The 15,718-nt window shown below is 56.9% G+C and carries 14 protein-coding genes; 5 read left to right on the top strand and 9 right to left on the bottom strand.

The window, feature by feature from the left end; genetic code table 11:
- Positions 1-1,965: an acetate--CoA ligase gene (gene acs / locus D1823_RS07030; RefSeq protein ID WP_117869240.1), complete on the bottom strand. Its 1,965-nt coding sequence runs from the start codon at positions 1,963-1,965 to the stop codon at positions 1-3.
- 427 nt (positions 1,966-2,392) lie between these two features.
- Between acs and D1823_RS07025 the strand changes: the two genes are divergently transcribed.
- Genes D1823_RS07025 through D1823_RS07015 form a run of 3 tightly spaced genes read left to right on the top strand, consistent with a single transcriptional unit; the run spans position 2,393 to position 5,503 of the window.
- Complete coding sequence (locus D1823_RS07025; protein ID WP_117869239.1) at positions 2,393-3,409, top strand: C4-dicarboxylate TRAP transporter substrate-binding protein; 1,017 nt, start codon at positions 2,393-2,395, stop codon at positions 3,407-3,409.
- Between the two features lie 57 nt (positions 3,410-3,466).
- Entirely contained in the window at positions 3,467-4,096 is a 630-nt protein-coding gene (locus D1823_RS07020) for a TRAP transporter small permease (RefSeq protein WP_117869238.1), read from the top strand.
- Between the two features lie 3 nt (positions 4,097-4,099).
- Entirely contained in the window at positions 4,100-5,503 is a 1,404-nt protein-coding gene (locus D1823_RS07015) for a TRAP transporter large permease (protein ID WP_117869237.1), read from the top strand.
- A gap of 138 nt (positions 5,504-5,641) precedes the next feature.
- Here the strand turns inward: D1823_RS07015 and D1823_RS07010 are convergent, their stop codons facing one another.
- The 3 genes from D1823_RS07010 to rocF are packed head-to-tail and all read right to left on the bottom strand — an operon-like array spanning position 5,642 to position 8,532.
- Positions 5,642-6,682, bottom strand: coding sequence for an ornithine cyclodeaminase (locus tag D1823_RS07010; protein WP_117869236.1), 1,041 nt, complete (start codon positions 6,680-6,682; stop codon positions 5,642-5,644).
- 9 nt (positions 6,683-6,691) lie between these two features.
- The gene (gene ctlX / locus D1823_RS07005; protein WP_117869235.1) at positions 6,692-7,612 is read right to left on the bottom strand and encodes a citrulline utilization hydrolase CtlX; all 921 of its coding nucleotides are present in this window, start codon (positions 7,610-7,612) and stop codon (positions 6,692-6,694) included.
- Positions 7,612-8,532 (bottom strand): arginase, encoded by a 921-nt coding sequence (rocF, locus tag D1823_RS07000; RefSeq protein ID WP_117869234.1) that lies wholly within the window; start codon positions 8,530-8,532, stop codon positions 7,612-7,614. The genes ctlX and rocF overlap by 1 nt, the downstream gene beginning before the upstream one ends.
- A gap of 86 nt (positions 8,533-8,618) precedes the next feature.
- Between rocF and D1823_RS06995 the strand changes: the two genes are divergently transcribed.
- Positions 8,619-9,047, top strand: coding sequence for an Lrp/AsnC family transcriptional regulator (locus D1823_RS06995; protein WP_117869233.1), 429 nt, complete (start codon positions 8,619-8,621; stop codon positions 9,045-9,047).
- Positions 9,048-9,164: 117 nt separating this feature from the next.
- Entirely contained in the window at positions 9,165-11,774 is a 2,610-nt protein-coding gene (mprF, locus tag D1823_RS06990; protein WP_371415297.1) for a bifunctional lysylphosphatidylglycerol flippase/synthetase MprF, read from the top strand.
- A gap of 3 nt (positions 11,775-11,777) precedes the next feature.
- Here mprF and D1823_RS06985 read toward each other — a convergent pair whose 3' ends face one another.
- Genes D1823_RS06985 through D1823_RS21870 form a run of 5 tightly spaced genes read right to left on the bottom strand, consistent with a single transcriptional unit; the run spans position 11,778 to position 15,640 of the window.
- Positions 11,778-13,328, bottom strand: a complete 1,551-nt coding sequence (locus D1823_RS06985; RefSeq protein ID WP_254683810.1) for an efflux transporter outer membrane subunit — start codon at positions 13,326-13,328, stop codon at positions 11,778-11,780.
- A gap of 11 nt (positions 13,329-13,339) precedes the next feature.
- On the bottom strand, positions 13,340-14,485 hold the full coding sequence (locus D1823_RS06980) for an HlyD family secretion protein (RefSeq protein WP_117869231.1): 1,146 nt from the start codon (positions 14,483-14,485) through the stop codon (positions 13,340-13,342).
- Positions 14,486-14,506: 21 nt separating this feature from the next.
- Positions 14,507-14,869 (bottom strand): DUF3302 domain-containing protein, encoded by a 363-nt coding sequence (locus D1823_RS06975; protein ID WP_117869230.1) that lies wholly within the window; start codon positions 14,867-14,869, stop codon positions 14,507-14,509.
- A gap of 35 nt (positions 14,870-14,904) precedes the next feature.
- Positions 14,905-15,474: a disulfide bond formation protein B gene (locus D1823_RS06970; RefSeq protein ID WP_117869229.1), complete on the bottom strand. Its 570-nt coding sequence runs from the start codon at positions 15,472-15,474 to the stop codon at positions 14,905-14,907.
- Between the two features lie 10 nt (positions 15,475-15,484).
- Entirely contained in the window at positions 15,485-15,640 is a 156-nt protein-coding gene (locus D1823_RS21870; RefSeq protein ID WP_162896778.1) for a DUF5993 family protein, read from the bottom strand.
- Between the last annotated feature and the right edge of the window lie 78 nt (positions 15,641-15,718).

Here is a 15,718-nt window from a genome sequence, read left to right as displayed (position 1 = left end):
TCACTTGTTCGCACGGTTTTCGATCAGGTCTTCGACCACCGACGGATCTGCCAGTGTCGAAGTGTCGCCCAACGATCCGAAATCGTTCTCGGCAATCTTGCGCAGGATACGGCGCATGATCTTGCCCGAGCGCGTTTTCGGCAGGCCGGGTGCCCATTGGATCACATCCGGGGACGCAATTGGGCCGATTTCAGTGCGGACCCATGTGCGCAGCTCTTTCATCAGCTCGTCCGAGGGCTCGCGATCATTCATCAAGGTGACGTAGCAATAGATGCCTTGCCCTTTGATTTCATGAGGATATCCAACCACAGCAGCCTCAGCCACAGCAGCATGTGCAACCAGCGCGCTTTCCACTTCGGCTGTGCCCATGCGGTGACCGGATACGTTGATTACGTCATCCACGCGGCCCGTGATCCAGTAGTCGCCATCTCCGTCGCGACGGCATCCATCACCCGTGAAGTAGTAGCCTTTATAATCCGAGAAATAGGTTTTCTCGAACCGCTCATGATCACCCCAGACAGTGCGCATCTGACCTGGCCAGCTGTCTTTGATGCACAGCACGCCCTCGACACCGTTGCCTTCGATCTCGACGCCGGATTGCGGGTCCAGAACTACCGGTTCGATGCCAAAGAACGGCTTCATGGCCGAGCCTGGCTTCATCGCATGTGCGCCGGGCAGTGGGGTCATCAGGTGACCACCGGTTTCAGTCTGCCACCAGGTGTCCACGATAGGGCATTTGCCTTTGCCGACAACGTCGTTGTACCAGTTCCACGCCTCGGGATTGATCGGTTCACCTACGGTGCCCAGAATGCGAAGATCGCTCAGATCGCATTTCTCGACCCATTCGTTGCCTTGCCCCATGAGCGCGCGCAACGCGGTGGGTGCGGTATAGAATTGGTTCACCTTGTGCTTTTCGCAAACCTGCCAGAAGCGCGAGGCATCCGGGAAGGTCGGCACACCTTCAAACATCAGCGTGGTCGCACCATTGGCCAGCGGCCCATATACGATATAGCTGTGGCCAGTCACCCAACCCACGTCCGCAGTGCACCAATACACGTCGCCTTCGTGGTAATCGAAGGTGATCTCATGTGTCATCGCGGCATAGACCAGATAGCCGCCGGTGGTGTGCACAACGCCCTTGGGCTGACCGGTCGAACCTGACGTGTACAGAATGAACAACGGATCTTCGGCGCTCATCTCGGCAGGGGCGCAGTAGTCGTCCGCCTCAAGTGCCATTTCGTTGTAGTCATAGTCGCGACCGTTGATCCAGGTGGTCTGACCGCCAGTGCGCTTGACCACAAGGCATTTCACCGTGTCCTTGCAGTGCAGCAACGCCGCGTCTGCGTTGGACTTCAATGGCGTTTTGCGACCTCCGCGCGGGGCCTCATCTGCGGTGATCACAACCTTGGCGTCGCAACCGTTGATCCGTGCGGCCAGAGCGTCGGGCGAGAAGCCCGCGAAAACGATGGAGTGAATTGCGCCGATCCGTGCACAGGCCAACATGGCATAAGCGGCCTCAGGGATCATCGGCAGATAGATGACGACGCGATCGCCCTTGCGCACGCCCAGAGATTCCAGAATATTGGCCATCCGGCAGGTGCGGCGATGCAATTCCGCATACGAGATATGCTGAGCCGGGTCATTTGGATCATCTGGTTCCCAGATGATCGCGGTTTGGTCGCCGCGGGTTTTCAGATGGCGATCCAGGCAGTTGGCCGAAACATTCAACGTGCCATCAGCATACCAGTTGATCTTGACCGAGCCAAAATCGTAACTGACGTCCTTGACCTGGGTGAAGGGTTTGATCCAGTCGATGCGCTTGCCTTGCTCGCCCCAGAACGCGTCGGGGTTGCTGATTGAGGCTGCATACATGTCGGCATACTTTGCGGCGTCGACATGCGCACGAGCGACGGTTTCTGCGGATGGCGGATAAGTCTTGGCATCTGCCTGGGCAGCGGTGGTCATCTTTGAGGCTCCTCCCTCTGGACTGGATTGCTTGTGGAATCTTTGCCGGTCATTTGGGCAATGTCGATCCCGTTCCTCCCCAAGTTTGAATATTAACGCGTTGTGAAAATAAATAAATAAATTGGTGTAATCCTTGGTTTTTTTTGTAAAGAAATTTTAATTACTTCAAGTGTTTAGTAAAGAAAGTCAAAATAATTCTGAAATACTAAATCAAATCAATAATTTAGGTGTTATTAACTTTTCGTGCCCGGCATGTCGAAAGCGTGGGCAAGGATTGGTAATCTTAGAACTGCCGGTCTTCTTGTCACTTTATGGGGCTTCTTCTGATAAATGCGCAAATCCCGGACAGGGTTGGCACAATCGAATGTTGGCGCTAGCTTGATCGACAAGCGCCTCGGTAGGGGGCGCACCAATGGGAGACAAAACTATGAAAAAGATGTTGAGCGGTGCCGCAGTCGCCGCCCTTGGCGTTGCTTTTGTAACCGAAGCCGCCGCAACAGAATGGAACGCGTCCGTCTGGGGCAAGCGCCGCGCCTTTACAGAACATGTGGAGAAGCTGGCCGAATTGGTCAGCGAAAAAACCGGTGGCGAATTTACCATCAATGTCAGCTATGGTGGCCTGTCCAAACCCAAGGAAAACTTGGATGGGATCGAAATCGGTGCCTTCGAGATGGCTCAGTTCTGTGCCGGCTATCACCGTGACAAGAACCGGGCGATCACCGTATTGGAGCTGCCGTTTCTGGGTGTGAACAACCTGCAGGAAGAAGTTGCGGTCAGCCATGCAGTTTATGACCATCCGGCGGTCAAGGATGAGATGGCACAATGGAATGCCCGCATCATCATGACTTCGCCAATGCCGCAGTATAACCTTGTCGGTACCGGCGAGCCGCGGGATGAACTGGCTGAATTTGACGGAATGCGGGTCCGGGCGACCGGTGGCCTTGGTCAGGCCTTTGAGGCGGTCGGAGGAGTGCCAACATCGGTTCCGGCGACAGAAGCCTTTAATGCGATGGAATCGGGTGTTGTCGACACCGTGGCCTTTGCACAGCACGCGCACCTTTCGTTCGGGACGATAAACGAAGCTGACTGGTGGACCGCGAACCTGAATCCGGGAACTGTGAACTGCCCGGTTGTCGTCAACATTGATGCCTACGAGGCGCTGCCAGCCGAGCACCGTGAAGTTCTGGACAGCTCGATTGATGAAGCGATCGACCATTACCTGGCGAATTACGGCGGCCTGCTTGAGCAATGGGACGGTGTCCTGGAAGAAAAGGGTGTCCAGAAGGTAATGATAGACGACGCCGTAATTGAAGAGTTCCGCACGAAGGCGGCTGATCCGATCCGTGAAAAATGGATTGCGGACATGACGGAACAGGGCCTGCCAGCGCAGGATCTATATGATCTCGTCCAGATGACGCTTAAGCAACAGCGCGGCGGCAACTGACTGTCAAAGCCGGGTGCCTTCAGGGCACCCGGTAACAAACAATAGGGAAACATCGGAATGGCAGGACAAGCCACGGTTCTGGTAGACGGTAGCCGTCTGAGCCAGCTGGATCAGCGATTGCTGGTGTTGGAACGGTTTCTGGCGCTGATCAGCGGGTTCGCAGTTTTTTCACTGATGGTTATGGCGGTTGTGTCCGTCAGTGGCCGTAACGCTCTGAATGCACCATTGCCGGGATATGTGGACTGGATCGAACAGGCGATGCCGCTCATCGCGTTTCTGGGCATTTCATATGTTCAGCGCGATGGGGGGCATATCCGGATGGATATCGTCATTTCCCGCTTGCACGGACGAGCTTTGTGGCTGTTTGAACTGCTTTCGGTGGTTCTGATCCTGATCCTGATGCTGGCACTTGTTTGGGGCAGTTGGTCTCATTTCGACCGATCGTTTGATTTCGGCGCGCCAATGTGGAGCCGGGACAGTTCGATCGACATCGGCATACCCTTGTGGCCGGCCAAGCTGCTGGCACCCGTTGCATTTTCCGTTCTCTGCCTGCGCCTTGCGCTACAGGTCTGGGGGTATGGTCGGGCCTTCTGGCTGGATCTGGACGCTCCGGCGGCAGTTCCATTGATACAGGATGCAGCGGCGCAGGCAGCGGCAGAGGCCGAACAGTTCGAAGGGCAGGACTGATACATGGACACGATTGAGATTGGCCTCTGGGTCACAGGCGTCCTTCTGGTCCTGGTCGTGGTGGGCATGCGGGTTGCGTTCGCAGCAGGTTTGGCAGGGCTTATCGGGCTGGTTTGGATTTTCTGGGCCAAGTTCGGCTACGACCCGAACCGGTTTGGCAAGGCGCTGACAGTGGCGGTCAAAACCGCAGGGCAGGTGCCACATTCCAAGGTCGCGTCCCACACTCTCAGCCTGATCCCGACCTTTATCCTGATTGGATATCTGGCTTATTATGCGGGACTTACCCGCGCCTTGTTCGAGGCAGCAAAACGCTGGGTCGCATGGGTTCCTGGAGGGTTGGCAGTGTCGACCGTTTTCGCCACTGCCGGCTTCGCTGCGGTGTCCGGTGCTTCGGTTGCGACGTCCGCCGTCTTTGCCCGCATCGCGATTCCGGAAATGCTGAAGGTCGGCTACAACAAACGCTTTGCAGCCGGTGTGGTTGCCGCGGGCGGGACGCTGGCATCCCTGATTCCACCTTCGGCCATTCTGGTGATCTACGCGATCATCGTCGAGCAGGATGTCGGCAAACTGCTTTTGGCGGGTTTTATTCCGGGCGCGTTTTCCGCAATCGTTTATGGTCTGCTGATCGTTGGGATTGCCGTGATTTTCAAATCCGTTGGCCCATCGGTCACGGGGTTTACCTGGAAACAGCGTTTTGCCGCACTTCCCGGTGCCTTCCCGATTGTCGCCGTCATCCTGATTATCATCTGCTTTGTCTACAACCCGTTTGGTGAAAAGGCGTGGGGTACACCGACAGAAGGCGGTGCCATTGGCGCCTTCATCGTATTCTGTTTCGCTCTGTTCCACGGAATGCGCTGGACCGAGTTCAAATCCGCGCTGTTGGAAACCGCCAAGCTGACAGCAATGATCTTTTCGATTATCTGGGGCGTTCTGATCTATGTGCGGTTTCTTGGTTTCGCCGACCTTCCCGGTGCCTTCTCGGATTGGATCACGGGGCTCGAGATGTCGCCGATGATGATCCTGATCTGCATTCTACTGGCTTACGCGGTGTTGGGCATGTTCATGGATGCAATAGGGATGCTGCTTTTGACCTTGCCCGTGGTCTATCCGGCGGTGATGGCCTTGAACGGTGGTGAAACCGTCAGTGCCGCCGACAGCGCGTTTGGAATGTCTGGCCCGATGTGTGCGATCTGGTTTGGTATTCTGGTGGTCAAAATGGCTGAGTTTTGCCTGATTACACCGCCCATTGGGCTGAACTGCTTTGTCGTTGCCGGTGTGCGCCCGGACCTGAGTGTTCAGGATGTTTTCAAGGGTGTCACACCCTTTTTCATTGCCGACGCCCTGACCATCGCAGCGCTCGTGGCTTTCCCGGGTATTGTTCTCTACTTGCCATCGCTTGCGGGGTAGTTCGGAAGCGAGGCTCTGCCTCGCGCTCCGGGATATTTGTGGCCAGATGAAGTTCGGATCCCTTGCTTCATCTGGCCCTTGAAACTGCGGGGGAGGCGTGCATGGCGCGACAGGGACAGAGCCCATCGCCACAATGCGTTATCCGGCCCGCATCAACATCCCAAACAGATCGCGTGGATCGTCCGGGTCCGCCAACATGTCCAGAGGTTCAAAGAACGTTGTGCCTTCAATCGCCTGTTTCACATAGCGCAGGGCCGAGAAATCCTCGATTGCGAAGCCAACACTGTCGAACAAAGTGATCTGCCGCTCATCGGTGCGCCCCTTGGCGGCGCCGGTGACGACCTGCCACATCTCGGTCACGGGGTGATCCGAATCCAGCGCCTGAATTTCGCCTTCGATCCGGGTTTGTTCAGGGTATTCGACGAAGATGTCCGAACGTAACAGGATGTCACGATGCAACTCGGTCTTGCCGGGGCAATCGCCTCCGATGGCGTTGATGTGGACGCCGGGTCCAACCATGTTGTCGGTCAGGATCGTTGCGTATTTCTTATCTGCCGTGCAGGTGGTGATGATCTGGGCGCCTTCGATGGCGTCTTCCGGCGTCTTACAAGGGATGACGGTCAGGCCCTTGCCCTGCAAATTCGCGGTGCATTTCGATGTGGCATTCGGATCGATGTCATAAAGCCGAACGGTGTCGATCCCGCACATTGCCTTGAAGGCGAGGCACTGGAATTCGGACTGTGCGCCATTGCCGATCATGGCCATTGTCTTGGCATTTTTCGGGGCCAGATAGCGCCCGACCAGAGCCGAAGTCGCCGCCGTGCGCAGCGCGGTCAGCATTGTCATTTCGGTCAACAGCGTCGGATATCCTGTATAGACGTCTGCCAGCAGGCCGAATGCAGTAACGGTTTGCAGCCCTTCGGAAGTGTTCTTGGGATGGCCGTTTACGTATTTGAACCCGTACGCCTCGCCATCCGAAGTTGGCATCAGCTCAATCACGCCATGAGGAGAGTGCGCCGGAATGCGAGGTGTCTTATCGAAGCTTTCCCATCGTTTGAAATCGGATTCGATCTGTGCAGCAATCTGCATGATCATCTGTTCGACGCCAATATGGTGTACCAGTCGCATCATGTTGTCGACGGAAACGAATGGTACCAGGGCCTTGTCTGAAGGTTGCATAGTGCTCTCCTATCGGCGGGCAAGATGAACGCCTGCAATCATGCAGCGCACGGACCCACCGGCGGTTTCAATTGTTGGAACGGACAGCGGCAACGGTGTTGCACTGTTCTGGATTGTTGCGATTTGGTCTGGTGTGAGGGCGGCAAGTGCCCTGCGGGACAGGGCCAGCACCAACCCATCCCGCCCTGTCAGCTCAATGGCGTTACCCGCGAACTCGGCGATCTGGTCATGGGTCAGGTCAATGACGGTTCGACCGGATTCCTCCAGCCGATTGTGGACGGTCAGGCGGCGAACAGGGTCCGAAATCATATCGAGGCAAATCAAGGCGTAATGCGTGCCGATTCCCATCAATACGTTGGTGTGATAAACGTCCCGGCCCTTGGCATCGCGGGCCTCAAAGGCGATTGGCTCATAGTTGAAATGCGTGCAGAACCGTTCCAGCAAGACCGGATCCGCGCGATTGGACGTCACCGTGTAAGCGATGCGGGCCACGTGATCCAAAACCATCGCGCCGGTTCCTTCCAGAGCCAGGTTGTCTTGTTCCAGCCCGGAATAGTCGATGACATCTTGCACGCGGTATTCCTGTTTGAGCAGCTCGATTACATCGTTCCGGCGTTCGCGCCTGCGCGATGGCACAAACATCGGGTAGATCGCCACATGGCCGCCGGGATGTGTTGAGAACCAGTTGTTAGGAAAAACGCTGTCAGGTGTGTTGAGGTCGCCGAAATCGTCAAACACATGAACAGTGACTCCGGCGTCGCGCAATTGTTGCACCGCCCGATCATGTTCATCCCTGGCCGCGTCCGATGTCGCCTCGGCGGATACGGTGCTCAGCGTTTGAAAGGCATTGTCATCGCGTGTTTCCGGGTTGGATGCAAAAGCGTGTGGCCGGATCATGACAACGGCAGATGGCGCTTGAAGAGACAGCATCAGAAACTCCGGGTGGGGCGATCGAAGATACGGCGGCCCATCAAAGAGGCAGCCAGATCGACCATCAGCTTTGCGGTTCGGCCCCGGTCATCCAGAAACGGGTTCAGTTCGACCAGGTCCAGTGAGCAGACAAGCCCGCTTTCATGCAGCAGTTCCATGGCCAAATGGGCTTCGCGCTCGGTCGCACCGCCGGGCACAGTCGTGCCGACTGCGGGTGCCACGGCCGGATCGAGGAAATCGACATCCAACGACACGTGTAGCAGAGCGTTTTCAGCCCTGACGCGATCCAGAAAGGCCAACAGGGGGGCTTTGATGCCATTTTCATCTATGCTGCGCATATCCGCCAGCATGGCGCGGTCCTGTTCCAGCGCCGCTCGTTCCGCCGGGTCGACAGAGCGCAATCCGATCATGCCGACGCGATCCGTCGGTATGACGGCGGGCAAAGGGGGAAAGTCCTCGAACCCGGGTCTGCCGGTAAAATACGCCACCGGCGTGCCGTGCAGGTTGCCGCTGCCCGTGCTGTCCGGAGTATGAAAGTCGCTGTGGGCGTCAAGCCATAGTACAAACAGGGGGCGATCGATCTGAGCAGCATGGGCGGCCATCCCGGCAACCGTACCCATGGACAGGGCGTGATCGCCCCCCATGAAAATAGGAATACCCTGACCCGCCGCGTCTTGCGCAGCTTTGCTGATAGCTTGTGTCCACCCCACACATTCGGGCAGGGCGAACAGGTGCGGGTGTTGGGGAATGTCGACGCTTGCGGCTTGCACGTCGCCCCAATCGTGAACGGTGTGACCAAGATCAGACAGCGCTTGCTCCAACCCTGCCACGCGATACGCATCAGGGCCCATCCGGCATCCCTGACGGCGTTTTCCGGCGTCCATCGGGGCGCCAACCAGTATGATATCCTTGAGTTCCATATGTTCATTTAGGCCGTCATACTGTCTTGCGTGAAGTCAGCAAATTGCTCAAAATGGTCTCGGAAAATTCTTTATGAGAAAGCGCTATGGACGAATTGGACAATCGACTGCTCAATGCGTTGCAGCGGGATGCTCGGGCAAGCCTGTCAGAGCTGTCGGAAACGCTGGGCGTGACGCGCACAACGGTGCGCAGCAGGTTGCAGCGGCTGAAACAGTCCGGTGAAATCGTCGGCTTCACCGTTTTGACTCGTCGCGATCTGGCGCAAAGCCCGGTGCGCGGATTGATGATGCTCGAGATTGAAGGGCGCGGAACAGAACGCGTGATGGCCCGGATCGGAGCCATGCGTCAGGTGACGGCGGTTCATTCGACAAATGGCAGTTGGGATCTGATCGCCGAGATCAGCACCGAAACTCTGGCCGAACTGGATGAGGTTCTGTTTCAGATCCGAAAGATCGACGGTGTGACGCGTTCGGAAACGAACCTTTTGCTGTCAACACGCAGGGGGCGGCTCTAGCGCTTTGAGATAAAAACAAAATGTGCCAGAGTCTGTTGGTAGATGAAGTATTGATAGTCGACGGGCGGGTGAGCCGCACGTGGTATCTGCGATCAGAAACCGGCGGGGACGTGCAGCATGACCAATGCGGAAAGTGACGGTGAACCTCTGGCGGTGCACTGGGTTGAAAAGCTTACGGCTATGTTGGAAAAACCCTGGCTGCGGATCGCGATACCGGTTCTCGTGACTGGGATCGCGCTGACGGTTTTGCATGATTTGTCTACGCATGTGAAATGGTCGGATGTCCAGGCCGATATCGCGACGACGTCGTGGAAACTTATGTTTTTCGCCTTGCTTTGGACTGCGTTCAGTTTTCTTTCGCTATCGCTCTATGATGTGTTTGCCGTGCAGAGTGTGGCAGGCGGCAAAGTGCCTTTGCCTGTAGCCGGATTGGCAGGGGCTAGCGGTTATGCCGTATCGAACTGCCTGGGGTTTTCCTACATCACCGGGACGGCGATCCGGTACCGGATTTATGCGTCTCTGGGATTGGATCTGGGGCGGGTGGCCGGGGTTATCGCAACGTCCTGGGTCGCGTTCTGGATGGGGCTTGTTCTGGTTCTGGGTGTGTTGCTGACCGTGCATCCGGACGGAATCTCCAAAGTGATGCCTGTCAGCGAAACGGTGGAAACCGTCATCGGATTGTGCCTTTTGGGGGCATTGGTCGCGATGTTCATATGGTTGTCCAGCGGGGGCAGGCGGTTGGCCGTAGCCGGTATAGGGTTTGATTTGCCAGGCGGCAAACTGGCCAGCTTGCTGACACTGGCCGCTATCGGAGATCTGGTTGGCGCGTCCATGGCGCTCTATGTCCTGATGCCGGACGATCTGGGCGTTGGTTATCCCTATTTCTTCACGATCTACATTGCAGCAATCGCCGTTGGAATCCTCAGCCACGCGCCGGGCGGGCTTGGGGTATTCGAAGCCACGCTGATCGCGGGGCTTGGGGTGTCGGGACGTTCGGATGTGATCGCAGCCTTGTTGTTGTATCGCGTCGTTTACACCTTCTTGCCGTTCGGTATCGCCAGCGTGTCCATTGCGGTCGCGTCCGCACTGACGCAGAGGCACAGGATCGGTGGGGCCGCGACATGGGTCTATCGGGTCATCCGCCCCATCGTTCCTATGGTGGCAGCCGGGATTGCGGCAGTGGCCGGAGTGATCCTGCTGGTGTCCGGAGCGTTGCCAGCGGGCACGCAGAACCTTGGCGTTCTGAGAGAGGTTTTGCCGCTATCGTTTGTCGAGGCATCGCACCTTGCCGGCAGTGCTGTCGGAGTACTGCTTTTGCTGGTGTCTCGCGGTTTGTTTCGAAAGCTCTACCGCGCATGGGTGGTGGCAATGTTGTTGATGGTGGCCGGGTTCTTTGCCTCGCTGGCAAAGGGACTGGATACTCACGAAGCGCTGTCGATGCTGGGTACGATTGGCCTTCTGGCCATGTTCCGCGGGGCGTTCTATCGGGTCAGTGGCGCGTCGATTTTCAGGCTGAATATCCCTTGGCTGATCAGCGTCGTGGTTCTGTTGGCAGTCATCTTCTGGGTCGGTCTGTTCACCTATTCCCACGTCGAGTACCAGAACGCCCTGTGGTGGGAATTTGCCTGGAACGGAGACGCCTCGCGCTTTTTGCGCTCCAGCCTTGTCGTAGCGGTGATCGTGGGGATTGTGGCCGTGAACTCCCTGTTCGGGCGAGAGATTCCGACACCTGTGCGCACGGAAATCCCCGGTGTCGTCGAACGGCTGGTGATGGAGTGCGAGGATACCGAATCCCAAATCTCGCTTACCGGTGACAAACAGTTCCTGATCTCACCGGATGAAACTGCATTCATTGCGTACGCAGACACGGGCAACGCTCTGATCTCGAAGGGAGAGCCGGTCGGCGATGAAGCAGCGGGGCAGCAATTGATCTGGCAGCTCAGGGAAATGGCGGACCGTGAGGGAAAACTGTGTGCCTTCTACAGTGTTTCAACCAAATACCTGCCGACATTTCTGGATTTGGGGCTGTCGATACTGAAGATCGGCGAGGTCGCGCGGGTGCCGCTAAAGGATTTCTCGCTGGATGGAAAGTCGCGCAAGCGGTTCCGGCAGGCCAGAAACCGGGCCGAGCGGGAGGGCTATGTATTCGAGATCATTCCGAAAGAAGACCTGGCCTCGGTTTTGCCGGAATTGCGCGCTATTTCAGATCATTGGCTGGCACAAAAGGCGGGTGCTGAAAAGGGCTTTGCACTTGGGGGATTTGACGATCAGTACCTGTCCTATTTTGATCATGCGGTTCTGCGTGACGGTAAAACAGGCAAGATCATGGCCTTTGCCAACCTGTTTCAAGGCGGCAACAAATCCGAGCTGTCACTGGATTTGATGCGCTATGAACCTGATAGTCCAAGCTTTGTCATGGATGCACTTTTTGCGGAAATGATGAATTGGGGATCACAGCAGGGGTTCCACTGGTTCTCGCTGGGTGCGGCGCCGTTCTCGGGGATCGAAAACCGTCAACTTGCATCGCTTTGGAACCGCATCGGCGGCTTTGTCTATGAGCATGGCGAGCAGTTCTATCATTTCGAAGGGCTGCGCGCCTTCAAACAGAAATTCGACCCGGAATGGAGCCCCAACTATCTGGCCAGCCCCGGCGGGTTCGCCGCGCCCCGCATCCTTTACGAGGTCAATATCCTGATCTCGGGCGGTCTGCGCGGGTTGACCAAGTAGCCTCTAGTTCAGGCTGGCTCGGGTCGGGGTTTTTTCAAGCAGATCGCCCCAGTCGGTGCGATAGGCCATTTCGGCCAGCACGGTTTCAGGCAGGAACTCTTGGTTTTGACGGATCTGCCATCCGCCGCCCAGACCTTTGTAAACCGCAACCAGATTGCTGGACACCTGCTGCCGCGCTTCGATCAGGTTGGCCTGCGACCGCAATAGCGCGGTCTGCGTGTTCAGAATGCGCGAATAGCTGGCGATGCCGTCCGTGTACTGGCTTATGGCGATATCTGCGGCCTTGCGTGAGGCATCGACGCTTTTCTGATAGAACCCAACCTGTTTTCGCGCTTGCGTATAGGCGACCATCGCGCTTTCCACTTCGGAATACGCGGTCAGAACGGTGTTCTGGTAATTGGCAATCAGCGCTTGATATGCCGCATCCTGCGCGCGGACGTTGTTCTTGATGCGACCATAATTAAGCACGTTCCAGACTACGCCAGCACTCGCCAGACCGGTGGTGCTGTTGCCGCTGAACAGATCGCGCCCGCCCGATGCCTGCAAACCGATCGCGCCCGACAGCACGAACTGCGGATACAGGTCAGCCATTGCGATGCCCACTTGTGCCGATTGCGTCGCGGCGGCCAGTTCTGCCGCGCGGACATCCGGGCGGCGGCGCAACAGTTCTGCCGGCACGCCAACGGCCACATTTGTTCGCGCAGACGGGATACGACCGGAATTCCCAAGAAGACTTGTCATCCGGGATGGCGTGGTCCCCAGCAGCACGGCCAAAGCATTCTTGGTCTGTTGCAGGTCACTTTCCAGCTCGGGTACCAAGGCCTTGGTATTGTTGAGCAGGGCTGTGGATTCCTGAACGTCCAGCTCGGTCGTGACTCCGTTGTTGAATCGCAGCTGGGTCAGGTCCGCCGATTCCTGCTGCAATTTGATGTTTTCCCGGGCTACTGCCAAAGATTCCTGCAACGCGCGAATATTGACGTAGAGCGCGGCGACGTCGCCGGTCAGTGTCACCAATGCGTCATCATAGTTTGCGACCTGCAAGGCCAGATTTGACCGAGCCGCCTGAACACCGCGCCGCTGCGCGCCCCAGACATCCAGTTCCCACTGGGCATCGAACCCAACCTGCGACGTCGAGAATTCGGTATCTAGGGGGATGATCCGGTTGATATCGGCAACAGGCCCTAGGTTGTCGCTGATCTGCCGACGCTGCAATGACCCACCGATGGCCTGAGATTGCGGGTACAATTCGCCGAAAGCAATCCCCAACTGTGCCCGCGCTTGCAGCACCCGTGCCCCCGCGACCTGAAGCGTCAGGTTTTGGGCGTAGGCCTCGGCAATCAGCCGGTTGAGGGTCGGGTCATTGAATGTTTCCCACCATTTAACCACGGGTGCGCTGCGCGTTGTCAGGCCGCCTTGGCCGGCGCTGGGTGTGTTGACCTCGATCCATTGTTTCACGACCGGAGAGTTCGGCCGCACGAAATCGGGCCCCACGGGCGTGCAGGCCGCCAAAGTGGCGGCGCAAAGTGCGGTTCCCATCAACCGGCGGAGTGTCATGGCGCGCATCCTCAGATATCCAGCGGTCGGATGAAGTTGGCGAAGGAATAGAGACGGATGTTGATGCGTCTCAGGAACTCAAAGCTTTTGCCCTGTCCGGTGTAGATCGCCACTGCGGCGTGGCCGCCAGCTGGGAAAGTGTGCCCTTCAGGGACATCGACGGTGATCTGCACGGCAATTCGACCGGGCAGTTTCGGCAGTTCAAAGCCGGGCAGGCGGCCTGAAGGGATCAGTTGCCCTTGCCGCGTGGCCCACCAGATCGCCTCGACCTTACCGGTCAGGATTTCACCCGGGTAAAGATCCAGCGCCACCTCGACCTCTTGCCCTGGTTCCACGAATTTCAGGTTTTGCTGGCGGTAGGTCGCAAGAATGTAGGGGCTGTCTTCGGTCACGAAACTGGCAATCGCGCCCAGTCGAACATCGCCGACGACCAGCCCGGGGCGCGCTTGCTGCGAAACGATCATGCCGTTTTCTGGTGCGTAGATCGTTGTGTTTTCGAGGAAATATCTGGCCTCAGCCAATTGCGCCTGGGCCTGAAGAATACCCGTGTTCACACCGTCTATCTGGGATTCCACAGCCAACTGTGCTTTTTCCAGATTTGCCTCGGCTTGTTTGACGGCGGCAAGGTCTTCTGTCACCTGCTCGTTCCAGCGGTCCAGATCGTCTTGCCGCGCTCCACCGGCGGGCACGAGAGTTTCATAGCGTGCTTGCTGAGTCTGCGCGTAGGCCAATTGCGCGTTTGCACGTTCAACTGCTTCGGTCGACGCGATCACATCCTGTTCCAGAATTTTGGCATTCTGTTCGGCGGCGACCAACTGCGCCTGCGCATTGTTCACCGCCAGTGAAAACACCGTGTCATCAAAGCGGTAGAGCGGATCGCCCTTGGTGACCGGTGTATTGGGTTCCACAAGAACCTCGGTCAGGATCGTTGGCTGTGTCAGCTTTGGGATGATCTGTATGGTCGAACGCACCACATGGCTGTCGACCGAGAAGGGCTGGAAGAACCGCAATGCGACCAGAAAGATCAGCAGCAGATGCGCACCGACCCAGAAGGACACAATGCCCCAGGCAATGTTGAATTTCAGCAATTCCAGCTTGAAGAAGATAAGCCAGACAAAAATGATGTAAAATAACGTGATGCCAAGGGCGACGAACATGTTTTGTGACTTCCTTTGGCCTTAGCTTTGTTGTGTACCGTCTGTGTCCAGACGATCTTGATACTCAGGCCTGACATCGCCACCCAGACGGTTGATTTCATCACGAATAGCGTCTTTTTCCTCATCAGGGCCACGGCGAATGTCGACTGTAACACCGTCGTGGAACGCCCACATGAAGGCGTGAACCCAGGGCACCACGGCCAGAAACCCCATCCAGCCCATGATCTTTACGGCTTCGGCATGGGGATGATTGCGTTTGATGGCGATCCGCCCCGGAAGACCCATAAGGAACAGAAACAACGCCATCACCGCTGCCAGCAGCAGGATCAGTGCCACGAAAGTGAGGTAGTCGTAATAGCCAAGCGGCTGTCCCAGTAGTCCCATGCTCGTGCCTCCTTTTGGGGAAGGTTAAGGTATCTTCAGTTGCCTGCGTCCAATTCGTCAATCACCTTGTAGCTTGTCGGCGGGTCGGCGCAGATACCCGGTCCGCATTCCAACAAGGCCGATCCGGCATTCAGCACTGCCAGTGCCAGCATGACGAAAAATGCGATTTTGGCCAGAGGATTTCCGCCGAACTTTGGTTCCTGACTTGAAGGGTCCGCGTATTGGCGATCAAACAACAGCATGATCGATGTGCCCAGCAAAACAAGGAAAAAGGCGATTCCGGCCCAAGTATAATAGTGCAGCCCCAGAATAGGAGAACCGTAGTGCCCGGTTCCGGGCACGATATGCAGAAGAATTTGCCGGATCGAGACACTGCCGCCATATAAGGCCGCAATCAGCATGATGGCATAATGTTGCGGTCGCGCGCCGTAGAGCAGGTTCAAACCAATTCCTACGCCGACGGCGACAAGTCCGACGCGCTGCAGCAGGCAAAGCGGGCAGGGCAGTTCGTAAAGGACGACTTGATAGAAAAATGCCAACGCCAGAACCAGACAGACGGCCAGCATTCCTATCGCGTTGAGGGTGCGGGACAGTTCAGGTGTCATGGCAAGCCCCTCAGAGTTGAATTGTCAGCTGGGTGGTGGCGTGGAATTTCAGCCAATACACACACAGGGCCAACGTGGCGAAAAACAGCACGTTGCCAGCCTTTGTCAGATTGAAATAGTTAAGCGCCATCGTGGCGGTAAGTAATGCAAATAAAAGCGCAATCATGGCCCGGTTCTCCCCTCCCGTGCACAATTCCTTTTACAATGGATAGTGTCAGGCCAGGTCCCGTCTGGCAAGCCGCGC

It is taken from the genome of Ruegeria sp. AD91A, assembly GCF_003443535.1.
GTDB lineage: Bacteria > Pseudomonadota > Alphaproteobacteria > Rhodobacterales > Rhodobacteraceae > Ruegeria.
The sequence above is the reverse complement of the archived record's forward strand: the minus strand, read 5'-3'. Positions and strand labels throughout refer to the sequence as shown.